Source organism: Mangrovivirga halotolerans, from assembly GCF_026241165.1.
In the GTDB taxonomy this organism is placed as follows: Bacteria; Bacteroidota; Bacteroidia; order Cytophagales; family Cyclobacteriaceae; genus Mangrovivirga; species Mangrovivirga halotolerans.
On the sequence record NZ_JAPFQN010000005.1, the window covers coordinates 144,961 to 162,531 of the forward strand.

Annotated in this window: 15 protein-coding genes; 9 read left to right on the forward strand and 6 right to left on the reverse strand. The window is 35.2% G+C overall.

The window, feature by feature from the left end; all coding sequences use genetic code 11:
• The first annotated feature begins 47 nt into the window (after positions 1–47).
• Positions 48–662, forward strand: a complete 615-nt coding sequence (locus tag OO013_RS08540; protein ID WP_266056372.1) for a DUF3347 domain-containing protein — start codon at positions 48–50, stop codon at positions 660–662.
• Positions 663–710: 48 nt separating this feature from the next.
• Here the strand turns inward: OO013_RS08540 and OO013_RS08545 are convergent, their stop codons facing one another.
• The gene (locus tag OO013_RS08545) at positions 711–1,292 is read right to left on the reverse strand and encodes a hypothetical protein (protein ID WP_266056373.1); all 582 of its coding nucleotides are present in this window, start codon (positions 1,290–1,292) and stop codon (positions 711–713) included.
• A 273-nt stretch (positions 1,293–1,565) separates the two neighbouring features.
• Between OO013_RS08545 and OO013_RS08550 the strand changes: the two genes are divergently transcribed.
• The 5 genes from OO013_RS08550 (at position 1,566) to OO013_RS08570 (ending at position 6,855) form a co-directional block, all read left to right on the forward strand.
• Positions 1,566–2,423: a sensor histidine kinase gene (locus tag OO013_RS08550; RefSeq protein WP_266056375.1), complete on the forward strand. Its 858-nt coding sequence runs from the start codon at positions 1,566–1,568 to the stop codon at positions 2,421–2,423.
• Between the two features lie 11 nt (positions 2,424–2,434).
• Entirely contained in the window at positions 2,435–2,863 is a 429-nt protein-coding gene (locus tag OO013_RS08555) for a DUF7793 family protein (protein ID WP_266056377.1), read from the forward strand.
• Between the two features lie 99 nt (positions 2,864–2,962).
• The gene (locus OO013_RS08560; RefSeq protein ID WP_266056378.1) at positions 2,963–5,644 is read left to right on the forward strand and encodes an alpha-L-rhamnosidase-related protein; all 2,682 of its coding nucleotides are present in this window, start codon (positions 2,963–2,965) and stop codon (positions 5,642–5,644) included.
• Positions 5,644–6,141, forward strand: a complete 498-nt coding sequence (locus OO013_RS08565) for a VOC family protein (RefSeq protein WP_266056379.1) — start codon at positions 5,644–5,646, stop codon at positions 6,139–6,141. The genes OO013_RS08560 and OO013_RS08565 overlap by 1 nt, the downstream gene beginning before the upstream one ends.
• A gap of 204 nt (positions 6,142–6,345) precedes the next feature.
• Complete coding sequence (locus OO013_RS08570) at positions 6,346–6,855, forward strand: nuclear transport factor 2-like protein (RefSeq protein WP_266056380.1); 510 nt, start codon at positions 6,346–6,348, stop codon at positions 6,853–6,855.
• Positions 6,856–6,908: 53 nt separating this feature from the next.
• Here OO013_RS08570 and OO013_RS08575 read toward each other — a convergent pair whose 3' ends face one another.
• From OO013_RS08575 to OO013_RS08595, 5 genes are all read right to left on the reverse strand, one after another.
• Positions 6,909–8,573 (reverse strand): DUF8832 domain-containing protein, encoded by a 1,665-nt coding sequence (locus OO013_RS08575; protein WP_266056382.1) that lies wholly within the window; start codon positions 8,571–8,573, stop codon positions 6,909–6,911.
• 10 nt (positions 8,574–8,583) lie between these two features.
• Positions 8,584–9,780, reverse strand: a complete 1,197-nt coding sequence (locus OO013_RS08580; RefSeq protein WP_266056384.1) for a hypothetical protein — start codon at positions 9,778–9,780, stop codon at positions 8,584–8,586.
• Positions 9,781–9,834: 54 nt separating this feature from the next.
• The gene (locus tag OO013_RS08585; RefSeq protein WP_266056386.1) at positions 9,835–12,942 is read right to left on the reverse strand and encodes a VPS10 domain-containing protein; all 3,108 of its coding nucleotides are present in this window, start codon (positions 12,940–12,942) and stop codon (positions 9,835–9,837) included.
• 101 nt (positions 12,943–13,043) lie between these two features.
• A complete protein-coding gene (locus tag OO013_RS08590; protein ID WP_266056388.1) occupies positions 13,044–13,517 on the reverse strand; it encodes a hypothetical protein in 474 nt (157 codons plus the stop codon).
• Positions 13,518–13,536: 19 nt separating this feature from the next.
• Positions 13,537–14,586, reverse strand: a complete 1,050-nt coding sequence (locus tag OO013_RS08595; RefSeq protein WP_266056390.1) for a hypothetical protein — start codon at positions 14,584–14,586, stop codon at positions 13,537–13,539.
• A 248-nt stretch (positions 14,587–14,834) separates the two neighbouring features.
• Between OO013_RS08595 and OO013_RS08600 the strand changes: the two genes are divergently transcribed.
• From OO013_RS08600 to OO013_RS08610, 3 genes are all read left to right on the forward strand, one after another.
• Complete coding sequence (locus tag OO013_RS08600; protein WP_266056392.1) at positions 14,835–16,277, forward strand: pyridoxal phosphate-dependent decarboxylase family protein; 1,443 nt, start codon at positions 14,835–14,837, stop codon at positions 16,275–16,277.
• A gap of 65 nt (positions 16,278–16,342) precedes the next feature.
• On the forward strand, positions 16,343–17,098 hold the full coding sequence (locus OO013_RS08605; protein WP_266056393.1) for an NYN domain-containing protein: 756 nt from the start codon (positions 16,343–16,345) through the stop codon (positions 17,096–17,098).
• A 49-nt stretch (positions 17,099–17,147) separates the two neighbouring features.
• Positions 17,148–17,570, forward strand: coding sequence for an META domain-containing protein (locus OO013_RS08610; RefSeq protein WP_266056394.1), 423 nt, complete (start codon positions 17,148–17,150; stop codon positions 17,568–17,570).
• Position 17,571 lies beyond the last annotated feature (1 nt).

The following is a 17,571-nucleotide window of genomic DNA, read 5'->3' on the forward strand; positions in this document are numbered from 1 at the left end:
AACGATAATATTTTTAATTTTAAACTCAATAGATAACTAACAAAACAATGAAAAAATCAGGATTAATTTCAGGATTAAGTTTTTTACTTGTAATGTCTTTATTCGTAATGTCTTGCGGAGGAAGCTCAGAAAGTGAAACATCTGAAAATGAAACAGAGATGCATGAGCATGATGGAGAAATGCACGAAAATCATGAACACAATGCAGATATGAATGATGATCATAACACTGAAGGAACAGAAGAAATTTCCTATGAGATGAATGCTGATCCTGCAACAGCAAAAGCAATAGTAAATGAATATTTAAAAATAAAAAATTCATTAGTTGAATCTGATAGGGAAAAAACAGCAGAGGCAGCAAAGTCTCTACATGTTTTTATCAATGAAAATCAGGTTGATAAAATGGAAGCATTATCTAAAGCTAGCAACACAATTGCCAATTCATCTGATATCGAACAGCAAAGAAAAGCTTTCGAAGACCTATCTGAGGTTGTTTATAAAATGATTAAATCAACCCAACTTGATATGCCACTCTATCAGCAATATTGCCCAATGGCATTTAATAATAAGGGTGCCAGCTGGATCAGTTCTGAAAAAGAAGTAATGAATCCATATTTTGGAGACAAAATGCTGAATTGCGGTAAAGTAACTGAGGAATTATAATTATTCTAAAAAGTCACGACCATAAAAGTCGTGACTTTTTAATTTACTCTATTGCAAAAATCCCTTTGACTTCATTTCTTTAGTTACAGAATAGGCTATACCCTCAATAGTCGTTTCAATTTTAGTAGAATTATATGTCTCAGTAACAGCGGACCAGACTAGTTTATCTTTTTTCAGGGAAAATACATCTGTCGATACAGTATATTTTGTGTCTTCAGAATAATATCCAGGGTTATAATAACCACCCCAATATGATCCATAGTAGCCATAAAATCCACCACTATAAGATCCAGGGACATAATTTGTCTCTTTTGATACATCAACTAACCTCATTACTATAACTGCATCAAATCCTTGATTGGTAAGAATGTTTTTAACTTGTTCTTTATCAATGCTTTTTTCATCAACTCCACTGAAGACCTGATAAGAGGGGGAAAGCTTTGGATATTTTTGAGCTAAAAAATCCTCAGCGGCCCTTCGTCTTCCTTCGTTAGAAGCTAGTACAGCTATCATTACTTTTTCATAATTAGTTTCCCTAATTGTTGTGTCCGGATCCTTCCAGGAACTAACTACTTTAGCCGAAGAACAGGCTATAATAAAAAAAACAAATAGGTATAGTAAATTTTTCATTGGTTAATTTGATTGGTTTTAACTGATATCAATATATTAAACAATTCGCATATTATAACGGTTATCAGTATGTCTTATTCGTTATAAATATATCATTATACATAAATAAAGAATAATGTAAGGAGTTTTTAGCTCAATTAGAATTATAATTATGCCTGACTATAATTCTACAAAAAATTTATATTGTTATATAAAATGTATTATCTTATAAAAATCATTTAGTTAATTTTTTATTTTAGTAATGATCATTTGAATTGTATAGCACAAAATATTATGTCTAAAGATGAAAGGCTTTCCCAAATTCTTGAAATGATTGAAAGGATTGCGGCACTAGATTTAGATCATAAATTACCTGTTAGTAAAAATAATGATAGGCTCGATGCCATATCACTTGGTCTTAACATGTTAAGCGAAGAATTGAAAGATAACACTGTTGAGAAAGAGCAATTGGATAAAACCAATAAGAAACTTGAGCAATTCGCTTATAGCACTGCTCATGATCTGAAATCACCTTTAAATTCTTTGTCAGGATTGGTTTATTTATTAGCTAATACGGTAAGCGAAGAAAATAGTGACGCACAGGACATAATTGTTAAAATAGCCAGTACTGTTGATAAAATGAAAAACTTAGTACATGGTATTCTTGAATATTCAGTCGTTGCAGATCCCACAGAATTAAAAAGTGAGGTCAATCTAAAGGAAATAGTTAATGAAATAATAGAAACAGACCGTTATGAAGACAATATTACAATTAGGGTAGATCATTTTGAAAAGAAAATTGAGTTTAACAGAACAATTTTACTTAGAATTTTACGCAACCTTATAAGTAATGCAGTTAAATATTGTGATAAACCGAATTGCGAAATAAAAATAAAGGTTACTGAAAAAGAGAACAAAGCAGTAATTTCAGTAATAGACAATGGTCCGGGTATTCCGTTTGACGAAAAGGATAAAATTTTCGAATTATTTCATAAATATGATCCTGAGGGAACCCATGAAAGCCAGGGCATAGGGCTTGCTACTGTTAAAAATTTACTTCAATCAACAGGTGAAGATATATGGGTAGAATCTAAAGAAGGTAAAGGATCAAACTTTTATTTTACAATAGGTGTTAATGATAATATTAAATAATTTAAAGGAAAATGGGAGAAGTAAGTAACAAGGCAATTACCTCGGAAATATCACCCGGTATTATTGACTTTAGGGAAAACTCTAAAATCAAATTCACACTTTATGAAGATGGAATTTTTGAAACTGAATGTTTCCCAGATACGGTAATGACATACGAAGATGGTTTAGAATCCACAAGGATTACATCTGAGATACTTGGTAAAATCCCTAAACCCTTATTATGTGACTTGTCCAATGTAATTAGCATGTCTAAAGAATGCAGGAAACATTTTGCAGGAGAAGATCATGCAAAAACATTTACTAAGTGCGCTTTGATAGTAACAAAACCAATAGGCAAAATGATTGGAAATTTTTTTCTTGGTTTAAATAAACCTTTAAAACCAACCAGAATTTTTCTTGACAGAAAAAAAGCGATTGAATGGCTAAAAGAATCTGATTAATTATACATACCAGCCAATACAAAAAATGGTTAGTTTCTAATCCCATTAACATGCGTATTCAGAATTGAATTATTAATTTACCGCTATAAAATTTAGTTTATGCGGAAGATATATTGCCTTTTAACAATCATGATTTTTATCGCCTGTGAAAATCAGGAAAAAGAGACGAATAGTAATGATATTTTGTATAGCAATAACGAATACACGCTATACAAAGACAAAGTAGTGCAGGGAGAAAATCTCGCCAGAGTCATATCTGATTCAACCATACAGTCTAACTACAAAAGTCCTGCTTCAGAAAACTTTTCCAGAAAAATAAACTTTAAATTTAGCATTAACCAGAAAGATAATGAATCTGCGCCTGGCGAAGATCATGTTATCATTATTACAGATGAACATGAATCCCCAGTTATAACATTCGGGGAACGGTATGTCGATAGTACTGAAGTTCCTCAATCAGGATTGCCTACCAATTATGAATACACGTTTAAGGCGGATCTATCACCTGTTTTTAACTCTTTCAAAGAAAAAGGATATTACGAAACCTATGAAGGCACTAGAATCGCAGAAGATGATTTCAAAGGAGTATACATAGCAGGAAATGCTGAACCCTTATCCTGGGATTTTGTAAATCTGGAAGACAAAGGATTAAAGTTAAATAAATCCGGAGAAGAGCATATCTATACGGTTACAGTTAATCTTAATCCTTACGATGAAACTGAATCCAGCAATAAAAAATGGGAATTGTCAGAAGATATTTCACAAAAACCAGGTTATAAATCTAACCAGCCTATAGTAGATGCTATATATAATCTTTCACTGGAAGAGGCTATCCTTAACATTGAGCCTGATAGTACTTTGAGGACAGGCGCTAAATGGGGAGGAGTCTGGACAAGGGATGTTAGTTATTCCATTTTCCTGGCCTTTGCCTATCACGAACCCAAAGTAGCAAAAATCAGCCTCATGAGAAAAGTAAAAAGAGGTCGCATAATACAGGACACAGGCTCAGGTGGTGCCTGGCCAGTATCATCAGACCGGACAACATGGGCTCTTGCTGCCTGGGAACTCTATAAAGTAACCGGAGATCAAGAATGGTTAAAAGAATCTTATGAAATAATTAAGAATACCCTTGAAGATGATCGCAAAACACTATTTAATACAAATACAGGGTTATATAAAGGTGAATCATCATTTCTTGACTGGCGGGAACAGACCTATCCCAAATGGATGGATAACCGGGATATATTTTATTCAGAAAACCTGGGTACAAATGTTGTCCATTATCAGGCGCACATCATTTTAAGTAAAATGGCGAAAGCGCTCGGAGAAGAACATGAGAAATACTCTGAGATAGCTAAAAGAATTAAGAAAGGGATTGATAACTATCTCTGGATGGATGACAAAGGATATCATGCCCAATATCTATATGGCAGACCTTATCTCAACCAGTCACCAAGATTTGAAGCACTTGGTTCTGCTCTGTCAGTTATTTTTGATGTGGCAAGTAAAGAACAGCAGAAAACATTAATATCGAGATCACCGGTAACGCCTTTTGGTGTAACCTGTATTTATCCCCAGATCCCTGGAATTCCACCTTATCATAATAATGGAATCTGGCCGTTTGTTCAATCTTACTGGAATTTGGCTGCTGCCAAAGCAGGAAATGAAAAAGTCCTTAATCATGGTCTTGCTTCTTTATATAGAGCCTGCGGATTATTTCTTACAAATTACGAGAACTTTGTGGCTGGCACAGGGGATTATAAAGGAACTGAAATCAATTCTCATAGAATGCTCTGGAGTATGGCTGGTAATATTGCTATGGTTCACAGGGTCTTTATGGGGATGAGTTTTGAACCGGAAGGAATTTATTTTAATCCAGTTGTTCCAAAAAGCTATAAAGGCGAAAAAACGCTTACAAACTTTAAATATCGAGATGCAGTGCTGAATATTTCAGTAAAAGGATATGGGAATCAAATTGAACAGATATTTATAGATGGTAAAGAGTCTGATATTAATTTTGTATCGGCTGACATAACTGGTAAACATTCAATTGAAATCATTCTTAAAAACAACTCATTTGATCAGGATGGCATTAATCTACAACCTAATCTGTTTTCTTTACCTACTCCTCGAGTAAAACTTGTTAATAACGAGTTACAATGGAAATCGATGGATGGGGCAAAAGAATATTTGATCTATAAAAACGGGGCTTTACAAGACCGGTCGGTTAAAAATTCTATCCCATTGAATAAAAATGATGGGGATATATATAAGGTGAGCGCAGTAGATTCCATGGGATATCATTCTTTTACTTCTGAACCATTTTATAATATCCCTGAAGATAATATATCATATATCGAGTTAGAAAATCATGTAAAACCTTCTGATAAAGATTATACTAATTATACAGGAGAAGGATTTATTGAGATATCAAAATCAAAAAATAAGGATGTAGAATTTAAACTTAATATAAAAGAGGAAAGCTGGTATCTGATCGATTTCAGATATTCGAATGGAACAGGACCATGGAATACTGATAACAATTGTGCTATTCGTAGTTTTTATCTTAATGATACCTACAAAGGTGTTGTTGTATTGCCACAGCGAGGTACAGACGAATGGTCAGATTGGGGATATTCTAATGTTTTCCAAACATATTTATCACCCGGTGTATATTCAGGCAAAGTTATATTCGAAGAATGGAATACAAACATGGATGGTGAAATAAATAAAGCTATGCTTGATCATGTGAGAATTATTAATTTAACGGAAAAGCAATAATGTCTGATGATTTTAAAATCCCTGATGGAGCCAGAATAGGTCACGTTCACCTAAAAGTATCCGATTTAAAAAAGTCACTCGATTTCTATTGTGGCTTGCTTGGGTTTGAATTAATCACCACATATGGGGATGAAGCAGCATTTATTTCCGCTGGAGGCTACCATCATCATATCGGATTGAATGTCTGGTACAGTAAAAACCAGAAACCTGCCCCTAATCATCAACCGGGTTTATTTCATACCGCTATTTTGATGCCTGAAAGGAGAGACCTGGCTATCATTTTAGATCGTCTACTCAAAGCTAAATATCCCTTAACAGGATTTGCCGACCATGGAGTATCAGAGGCTATTTACCTTAATGACCCGGATAAAAACGGAGTTGAAATTTACTGGGATAAGCCCAAAAAAGAATGGCCAATTGACCCGGATGGAAAATTAACAATGTATACCAGGCCTCTGGATACTGATGAACTTCTAAAGACTTTTAACCTGAAGTAACATCTTTTTATCTACCCTAAACTGGGGGAAATTTGACTCAATAGCTTATATAATTAATCATAATAGCAACGTCAATAATCTGTTTTCGTTAAAATTATTAAGAGAATTTATCAATATTACTTTTCTGTTAAAGAGAGTTTATCAGTTCGCTAAATAGGTAAGGATTTGTGATTGTAATTATCATAAAATTTAAAATTGTATGACATGAAAAAGCAACTGACCATATTAATAGTATTTTCTTTCTTTTCGGCATTTCTTTTCGAATTACAGGCTCAGAATAATGAATTGAAAAATGGACAAGCAGAACTGGAAACAGCAAAAATTTTTGTTGAGGCCTATGAAGAAGCAGATTGGAATACAATGAGATCATTGCTATCCGATAATTCGACAGCTTATAATCTTGGAGGCAATCAATCGTTGGACAGGGATAGTCATATAGATTTCTGGGAAGAAATAAGAATGACTTTAAATCCCAAAATCATTGAAAAAAAATGGCTTGTCGGTGAATATGATGAACAAAGCCAAGGACAGTGGATTTATAACTGGGGAAAGAATCGGAATACTCATACAAATGGAATTTCCGTTATAGTTCCTTATCATTTAGCTTTTTTAATAATAAACAACAAAATTCATGAAGTTCATTTCTACTACGACAGGTTAAAAATTATAGAATCAATGGATTTTGAATTAACTGGTCCTGATCAGGAATATTAAATAAAGGAACCATTAAAATAATAATGGTTCCTTTATTTAAAAAATATTGAAAGTCATTCTTCAACAACTACATCAAAAGCGCCGTTTAATATTCTGCCATTTCGTTTCATTTGTACGTAGATCCTGTAATTCCCGGGAGTTGGAAATGTATAAGGGAATGAAACTGATGAATGTTCTTCGTGCTCAGGATCATTAACATCATAGTCGTGATCCATGTCTGCTAATAGGATTTCTTCTCTTTCCTTATCTGGTAATTTATTCAGATAGGCTATGTAATTATCAACACTGTCCATAAAAATTTCAGGATCTGGAAGATTATCCCAATCGACCATGCCCGATTCTCCCTGGAATCTGGAAAGCATTGTTTGTTGAGAAGCAGTTGAATAAGAACCAACCGGATGTAGATGAATGTAGACTGACCCATCAGATTTGAATACTACTGCATGCCCCATCATTCCCAAATAAGGTTGAAGTTCGGCAGGATTGCCCTGCGGATCATCAACAACAATAGTAAGATCATATAATTGACCTGACCTGAAAACTTTTTCCTCAGGAAGTTCCAGAGTTACCCAGCTACTATCTGGCAAACGAGTCCTTTCACCAGGGCTACCGCAAATAACAATATCTCCTCCAGGAAGAATATCTTTTTCGGTATCCTTAATAAAAGGATCAGTAATGTAATATGTGTCATCAACATCCATCAACAATGAATCACTCCAGGAGCTTATAAGTTGTTCTGAAGGTGTACCTATTGTAACTGTATCAGCTATTGTTTCGGAAAAACCACTAAGTCTTGATACATCGGTAAAAACATAGTAATTACCAGGTGGAAGTGGTGGAATTATTGTCTCAAAGGTAGAAGAATCAACCCGGGTAGGATGGAGGTGTGCAAAAACATCCAACTTGTTTTCTCTCAATAAAAACATATGCATGATCTTACCGTGATCAGGCACAAGATAATTGAGACTTCGGGTTAAATATAAAGATTCCAATTTTGTTGAATCAATGTTAAAAACTAGCTTCTGAACCCCATTTGAGTTCTTTATTTCAGTAGTGGCGGTATAAGGTTTGTACATATACCTCGAGTAGTTTTTAGCCCAGCTTTTCCACCAATTATTCCCTCCCCACAATATTAGTATCAGGATGATCATCCCAATAAATGCACCAGTCCACCTTTTCCTTTTTGCATTCTTATCCGGTTTTTCTCCGGGATCACGTTGGCTGTCTTTTATACTAAGACTAATAATCGTAGTCATCAGAATTACCAAAAACAATCCCAGTCCGGCTAATGTCCATCCAAGTGATGCCTCCATTTCTTTTTTGGCGGTTGAAACCGCCATAACAGGGACGAGAATTTCTCCATCTCCATCATTCCCTGTGACATTTACTGATATACCTGCTGTTCCACTACTCATCAACCAAACTTCGGCTCTATAATGCCCTGGTTCTCCTTCAACTGGTAAAGCCGGGTCTGATTTAGGAGTACCTTTGGTACCAGCATACCAGTACATCGGTTTTACTGTAATAGAATCAATACCTCTATCTGTTGTGTAAATATCAACTGAGGCAGTTCCGGGTATAACATCAGGTGAGTTAACAACTACCGTTAGATTGTAAGGACCAGCTGCACCTTCAAGCGTCACTCCGGGACTCCCGATATGTGATGGGAGAAGAATCAGGCTCAAAAACAGGCCCATGTATAATAAAGACTTTTTCATGATTTTGATATCACCTTTTAATGTTATTCATCCATTTCCCCCATCTTAATCCTATTCTCGAACTTACTAACCCTAATCCAATAGCAATCAGGAGTCCAATTAAGAGATCCAGACCTTTTGTTTCCATGTAATCAGCATAGCTGTATCTGAATTCCCAGTCAGGATTTGACCCGAAATACCAGCTTTCGGTCCCAAAAAACCAATTCCTTGCATATTCTGACATTAGGAAGTCACCAAATGGATATTGTACGATAAAAAGCACTGCTACAAAAGCCACACTGAAATATATTGACTTCAGCCAGTTATTTTTATTTCGTGTACGCTGATTAATAATATCAATTGCTACGGCAGGAAATAGTAATAAAAGCGGAAAAGCAAAAGCCTGGTAATGAGTTATTGGATTTAACACAGGACCCAGGAGAGGTTCTGCAGGAAATAATGGTAAAATCCATACCATGGCCGCCATAAAAACTGTATAAACTAATGTGGCCTGTGTAGCACCCCATTTTGAAGGAGCAGACCTGCTAAATGCGACTAATAACAGAGGGACAGCCATTGATGCAACCTGGTAAAAAGAGGCTTTGTGCATATCATGTCTACCAAAAAACTCACTTAAAATCGTAAAGATCATACAAACCAAAAACCCCGAGGATATCGCAAATAATATGTTTGCTTTTCTTTTATTTGAATAATCTTCTATTTGCCGGGCTCTGTTATTTACGGCTAATACACTAACCATTGCACCAAATTGAATTGTCACCATGCCTAACAACAAAACTGTATGAGGCGGTGAAAGAATAGTAACATCTAATCCGTATGTATTGTGCCACCAATCATCAAATGGAGCAGAAGTTAACATTGCAAAAGCTCCCCAAATGCAAAATAGTGCACCCAGAGAACCATAAAAGATCCCCCAAAATTTCAGGCTTTTGGATTTTTCATGGTCATTTCCCCAAAAGGAGGTTTTTAAAACCCGGATTCCTGAAAATACACCTGCCAGGATACCTCCGAAATATATTGCCAGGTGGGGTGGAGACAAAAGACCATCCCGGCCAATGCTTGTATGCCAGCTTATATCCCACACTAACCCAATCATAATACTGATTGAAGATATTACTGTTGCATAAGCATAAACAGGTATTGACTGGCTCTTTCGCTTTGAAGTGACAGATACTTCAGGTGGTGCCTTAATAGTTATAGATTCCATAATGAATTTATTATATCATATAAATATAGAATTTTTATTTATAATTAATTTCAGCTAAGGATTGATCATCAGTGGCTTATAGCTTGAATTCTCGATCAAATTATTGAGTTCTGGTATTTCATTTTTAAGAATTGAATCAAGATAAGTAAGTTGTTCATCAATTAAAGTTACCACCTCGTTTTTATAGTCGTACATCTGGTTTGTGGGTTTGTAATTCCCTATAGATGCTTGTTGAGCCAAATTGGCTAATTTATTATTCAATTTTATAGGGAAATTAAGCGGATCTTGAGGACTCTGATTTTTAGTTTGATATAATTGATTTTCAATTCTGTTTAAATTTTCAAGAACTTCATTTCCTTTTTCAAAAACTTCTCTATTCTCTTCTTTATCTAATTGGCTAAAGACACTTTTAATATTTGCTTTAAGTTTTCTGATGGTCTTTATCGAATTATGAACTTCAGTTAATTTTTCCTGACAATCCCGTACAAAGTCAAACTGAGCTTGAAGTTCCTCCTGATTTGAATCAGATCGTGGATCCTTTACAATTTCAAAATTGGTTTTACTAAATTCACTTCCAAAGGTTAAAACAGCCTTATAAGTTCCTGGAACGGCCCTGGCACCATCTAGACCATTACCCCATAATATTAGATTATCAAATTTTGCAGCATCAGGATACTTCATATCCCAAACAAATAAATTACTTCCTTTTTTAGACTCAATCAGTAACTTCTTATCTTCCGAAACTGATGAAAAAGTTTTGATAGTGTCTCCATCATTTTCCAAAATTGTCAAAGTAACAGCATTTGTACTGTCAGGTTTTTCATTAAGGTAATAATAGAACATTACCCCGCCAGGATGGTTCACGCCTTCTCCTTCAGGGGTATCTTCAGCCTGCCCTCCATATAATCGATATGCCTTTTTAGGCTGAAATATGTGAATAGATTTGTTTTCCATTCCCGTTTTGTATTGATGAATAGGAGTGAGGTCATCGATGATCCAAAAGCTTCGCCCCTGGGTAGCAACAATGAGATTATTGTCTTTTAAAGTGAGATCAGTTATTGGAACGACCGGAAGGTTAAGTTGAAATGGCTGCCAGAATTTTCCGTTATTTAATGAAATATATATTCCGGTTTCAGTACCTGCATAGAAAACCCCCTCTCTTTCCGGATCAGCTCTGACTACCCTTGTAAAATGCTCATTATCTATTCCTTCGGTAATTCTTGTCCAGGATCTGCCATAATTACTTGTTTTATATATGTAGGGGGTAAAATCGCCGGATTTATAACCTGTTGCAGCAAAATACATTCCGCCTTTATCAAATGGATCGATCTCTATACTGTTTATCATCAACCATTCAGGCATATTCTCCGGAGTGATATTTGTCCAATTCTGTCCGCCATCTTTGGTAATATGAATCAAGCCATCATCGGAACCCGTATATATCACGCCTTCTTCATGAATAGATTCGGCAACTGCGAAAATAGTACCATAATATTCCACAGATGTATTATCCTTGGTGATTGGCCCGCCTGAAGCCATCATTCGGGTAGTATCATTTCTTGTAAGATCAGGAGAAATGGTTTCCCAAGATTGCCCTTCATTAGTACTAACATGAAGAAATTGGGATGCTGCATAAAGCTTATCCTTGTCGTGTGGAGAAAAAACTATTGGGAAGTTCCATTGGAACCGGTATGCAATATCTTTCGCTGCATAGCCCATCGGATTCTCAGGCCATACATTGATCAATCTTATTTGTTCCGTTTTATGATCAATTCTTGAAAAAAATCCTCCGTAACTACCACCGTAAACTATTTCATTATCGTCCGGATCAACAGCGATATGTGCACTTTCTCCTCCGGCTGTTGATTCCCAGTCATCTTCATCTATAGAATACCCCTCAGTTCTGTGAAGTATCCTGACTGTAGAGTTATCCTGCTGTGCACCATAGATTCTATAGGGGAAATGATCATCAGTGGTAACGCGGTAGAATTGTGCAGTGGGCTGATTATGGTAGGTAGACCAGTTTTCCCCACCATCATATGTTATCTGGGCTCCTCCATCATCTCCAATGATCATTCTATCCGGATCATTTGGTGAAATCCAAAGATCATGGTGATCGCCATGAGGCGCATTATACCCTTTGAATGTCTTGCCTCCGTCTTCTGATACATGATATTGTACGTTTAATACATAAACTTTGTCTACGTCTTTAGGATCAGCATAAATGCGAGTGTAATACCATGCCCTTTGCCTCAAGTCTCTCTTTTCATTTACTTTATTCCAGGTTTTTCCACCATCAACAGATTTGAAAACGCCTCCATCTTCTGCTTCAGCAATTGAATAGACAACATCATTGTTAACTGGTGAAACAGTTACGCCTATGATGCCCAGGGTTCCTGTTGGATAACCTTCATTTTTGGAGATCTCAGTCCAGTTTTCTCCTCCATCGGTACTTTTCCATAAAGCTGATCCCGGACCACCACTTTCAAGGCTATACGGGGTTCTCTGGACATTCCATGTTGAAGCATATAAAATTCTCGGGTTAGTTGGATCCATAATAAGATCTACGGCTCCGGCTCTTTCATTTACATATAATATCTTTTCCCACGTTTCTCCTCCATCTCTTGATCGATAAACACCCCTGTCCGGACCAGGTTTAAATACATTCCCTAAAACTGCAGCATAGACAATATCTGGATTTTTTGGATGTATTTCTATTCTGGGTATATGACGGGAATTACTAAGTCCAACATTTTTCCATGTTTTACCTGCGTCAACACTTTTCCACATCCCATAACCAAATGACATATTTCCACGGACAGTTTTCTCTCCACCTCCAACATAAATTACGTTATTGTCATATTCACTTACAGCTACGGCTCCAATCGAACCTCCAAAATATCCATCTGAAATATTTCCCCAGGTTTTACCGCCATCAGAGGTTTTCCAGACACCACCTCCGGCACTACCAAAGTAGAATAGATCAGGCTTATTAGAAACACCTGTTACGGCAGCACTTCTTCCACCTCGATATGGACCTATTGAGCGATATTCAATTGCATCGAATAATTCCATGGGTAAATTTTCCTGAGAAATTGCTATGGCAGGAATGACAAAAAAAATCAGAAGACAGATTCTGAAGGGGAGATTAATTAGTTTCATATAAGGGTAATTGAGTCAGGTTAAGAAACCAAAATATGAAATTAATTATAATAAAAAAAGGGCTTCAAAACTGAAGCCCTTTATATTGTGAATTGTTTTTATTAGTCAACAATGCTATAACGATCTTGATTTTTCGTAATTGTAATAACCTGTGAGATCAGACCATCATCATCAGAAAGAAAATATCCGTCATAGGTTAAGGTTTCACCATTGGGTGACAAACCTTGAACATAAATAGTGTAATCAGCTCTTGCCGTTCCGGAAAAATATTTTACCATTACATAATATGTTTTATCAGCATAAATAGAACCTATTTCAATTTGCTCAAAACCATAACCTGTAGATTTTAATTCTGCATTAGCCGCAGAATTTGTAGTTCCTATATAGAGATCAAGATCTGCTTCCTGGTAAGATTCTGTAACGGTACCACCCGTAGTCCATTCTAAGACTACATTTACTCCGTCACTATCTATAATTGTATTTGCAGGTTTATTTTCTCCTTCTTCCAAAGGCGAACATCCTACGAATATGATCAATAAAAAAAGTCCAGTAAAAAAATTGGTAAAAAAGTTCATCAGAATAATTATTTAAAAATTATTGGATTGTAATTTGATTAGCTTCAATTCTCTTTTTAAGATCATTTAACTTCTCTTGAGCCATATAAGTCCAACCATCCTTTTTAAATTCTTCATCTGCTTTGTTAATAATTTCCTGAGCCTTATCAAATTCACCCATCAGAGTATAAAGATTAACCATGTTGTTAGCTATAGCCCCTGCAACTTTAGAATTTATTCTGGTTTTACGGTTTTCAAGATCTGCCTCATCTAAGGCTTTAACCCATATAGCAATTGCTTTGGACATTGTTGATCTCGCTGCGTCAGATGGTAGAGGCTGGTCTTCTTGCATCATTTCTAATCCTTGCTTAGCTATCGAATAAGCCTCGTCTAGATCAGTATATTCAAACTTTTTAAACTTCTTTACTGTGAAAAACATTTCAGAATCTTTTACAGTCTTATATCCAAATCTATTATCTAGAAGATGAGCTAAGCTTGAAGCGTTACTGTTCAATAAGTCCTGGCGAAGTTTAGCTTGAAGTGATTTATAATTTTCATTCCACCACTTATATAAGTCTCCCTTATTTCTATATTCAGCAGACGTATAACTTTTCATTTCATTAGAATTATTTATAAATCCATTTGATTCAGCTGAATATGATCCCGGAAGTACCAATTCATAATAAAGAGGGTATTTGTAATCGAAAGTCAAATAATGATAAGTTACTTTTACAGTTTCATCACCTCTTTTTTCACTTTTTTGAACAGTTTCAAATCTCACTTCACTCTTATAATAAGTTTCAAGACGAGCCATAATAGTGAGGCAATCCTCTCCTGCAGGGCCTCTTTCAAGGCCATCAATCTTAATAGCATTCTGAAGTTTTTGCTCTACTTCAGTTTTGCTATCTCCATGGTAAATATACCCTAAATCAAGTTTAGGATTGTAAAACTTTATATTTTCCGGTAAAGGCGTCAAAGGAAGTCTTAATCTGGAAAATGACACAGTGTTTCTATCAAGATTTTGAGCTGAAATATTTACAGTTCCGATAAAAACAAAAAGGGCAATTAATAAATAATGTAGTCTTTTCATATTAAAAAATGATTGAAAGAAAAAAAATATCGGCAAAGAAAAGGTATTTGGTTTTGACTACTATATAGTTTTTAATTTTATCGATCAATATCATATGATAACATGATGAATAGCAGTATAATTCCGATAAACATTTTTTAACATAGGGACATCAAAATTTATTGCAAAAGGCAATGAAAATTAACCTAAGATAAATGAAGTAATTAAGCTATTTACTAGTTTTGAATAAGAAAATATACGCGTCCAATATGAATAATAATACTCCCCTGAGAATTTCACCTGAAGAAATGAAAGAACTCGCAGACATGGTGACTGCAGAGATTATCGATCATCAGGCAAATCAAAAATATAAGCCACTTAGTAAACCAAGCTTTAAACTAGAAGAAGTTCTAAACAAGAACCCTTTTAAAGAAGAAGGTAAATCTTTTGAGGGTCTGTTAAAACTCATTACTCGTGAGATATATAAAGAAACGTCCTTGCCATCAAATCCTCGTTTTCTGGGGTATATACCAGGACCATCAAATTTCATTAGTAATCTTGCTGATTACATAATTTCCAGTTTTAATTCTTTTTCCGGAAGTCAGCTAGTAGGAAAAGGTCCTGCGAAGGTAGAAAGACAAACCATCAATTGGCTACTTGAAAGTATCGGGTTACCTAAATCTGGAGGTGGTCTATTTTTAAGTGGGGGTAGCATGGCAAATATGTCAGCCATGGAAACTGCTAGAAGAAATTTTCATTCGGACAATTGGCGGAAATTTAAAATATACGGAGCTACACAAACTCATGCCTCAGTAAAAAAGGGATTAAGGGTATTAGGATTTGAGCCTTACCAATATGAGCCCATAGATCACGATGAAAATTTTGCGATAGATCTGATAAAATTAGAAAAGCAGATCAAAAAAGATTTAAATGACGGATTCATTCCTTTTGTAATTGTAGGAAATGCCGGAACTACGAATACAGGTGCTGTAGATAACATCAAAATGCTACGAAAAATAGCAAATGATTATAAAATGTGGCTTCATATAGATGGAGCCTACGGTGCTGCAATTGTCTTAACAGAAGAAGGAAAGCATTTGTTAAATGGTATAGAAGAGGTAGATTCAATAACTCTTGATCCACATAAATGGTGGTTTCAGCCATATGAGGCTGGTTGCCTATTAGTAAGAAATAAGGAGCATCTTTTAAATGCCTTTCATATTGAAGCTGAATATTTAAAAGAAACCTACGATGATTCAGAGCAATTGAATTATTATAATCAGGGTATTCAGTTGACAAGAAATTTTAAAGCTCTAAAACTTTGGTTATCGCTGCAGTTTTTTGGGGTATCAGAATTTCGCAGAGCCATTCAACTCGGTATGGATCTGGCCAGGAGAGTAGAAGAAAATTTGATTGACCAGGATGGATGGACCATAGTTACACCGGCAAGGCTTGCTATTATTAATTTCCGACCTAAGTTGCAGGATAGTGATTCTCAGGATGAGGATAAACTAACAAGAGCAATGATCAATAAGTTCCTGGAAGATGGTCAATATATAATTACTTCTACCGAACTGCTTGGCAGACCGGTGATAAGATTGTGTATAATAAATCCGGAGTTAACAAGAAAAGAGATCGATCAGCTTTGTCTTTATATAAAAAATGTCAGAGATGAGTTAGTATCCAATAAGCTCTGTTTGAATTTAAAATAAGGCTTATGAGTTGACAAGATGTATTTGTCAACTCTTTTCGTAACTTACGCTTGAAACACGTAATTATGAATGAAAAAAAAGATCTCAGGCTGGCTGTATTAATAGACGCTGACAATGTGCCGTATAAAAATGTGAAAGAAATGATGGAGGAAATTGCCAAATTTGGTATTCCTTCCACTAAGAGAATATACGGAGACTGGACCAAACCAACAGTGGCTGGATGGAAAAGCGTCCTACTTGAAAATGCTATCACACCAATTCAACAATATTCATACACTCAAGGAAAAAATGCAACTGATTCTGCAATGATTATTGATGCAATGGACATCTTATACAGTGAGAAAGTTGATGGTTTTTGCATTGTTTCAAGTGATAGCGACTTTACGAGGCTTGCCACAAGATTAAGGGAATCCGGGATGAAAGTAATTGGAATTGGTGAAAAAAAGACACCTGATCCGTTTATTGTTGCCTGTGATAAATTCATCTATCTTGAAATCCTGAGTAAGGATGATGAAGATAAACCAAAATCAGTCAAAAAATCAACCAGTCAATCTAAAGGTAAATCTAAAGCACGATTGGATAAGAAAATTTTGCGAATAATTAAATCTTCCATAAATGACCTGGCAGATGATGATGGATGGGCATTTCTGGGAGAGGTTGGTAACCTGGTGATCAAAAAAAGACCTGAATTTGATCCAAGGAATTATGGATATCCTAAACTAACCCCAATATTGAAGGATTTAGATGATCAATTTGAAATTGACGAGAGAAAAACTGAAAAATCTAACATAAAACATGTATATGTGAGAAATAAAAAGTGAAATTAATTCTGGAAATTCTTATATTATATAAGAAACAAATACTACCAGAATGAAATATCACCTACTTATTTGCAGCGTTTTAATTTCTTTATTGAATTATTCTTGTAAAACAAACGAATCATTTACAAAAGGAGATAAACTACTAGATAACTCCTGGAAGCTTACTGAGATACATTTTGAGTCCACCGGAATTCCTGATTCCAAAAGGAAAATCCCTACACTACGGTTTGATAAGCATGGCAGCGTTGTTGGGAAAACCGGTTGTAATATAATTAGTGGGAAATATTTTGTTAAGGATAATTATTTGCTAATACAACTCAGACCTTTTAGAAAAAAAGGATGTTCTAAATTAGAAAATGACCTGATTCTTTCATTAACTCAAACCTCATCATATATTATTCATGATAATGAACTTATATTAAAAGATTCTGATAAATACCTTCTGACCTTTAGTTCCAAAAATGACAGATAAA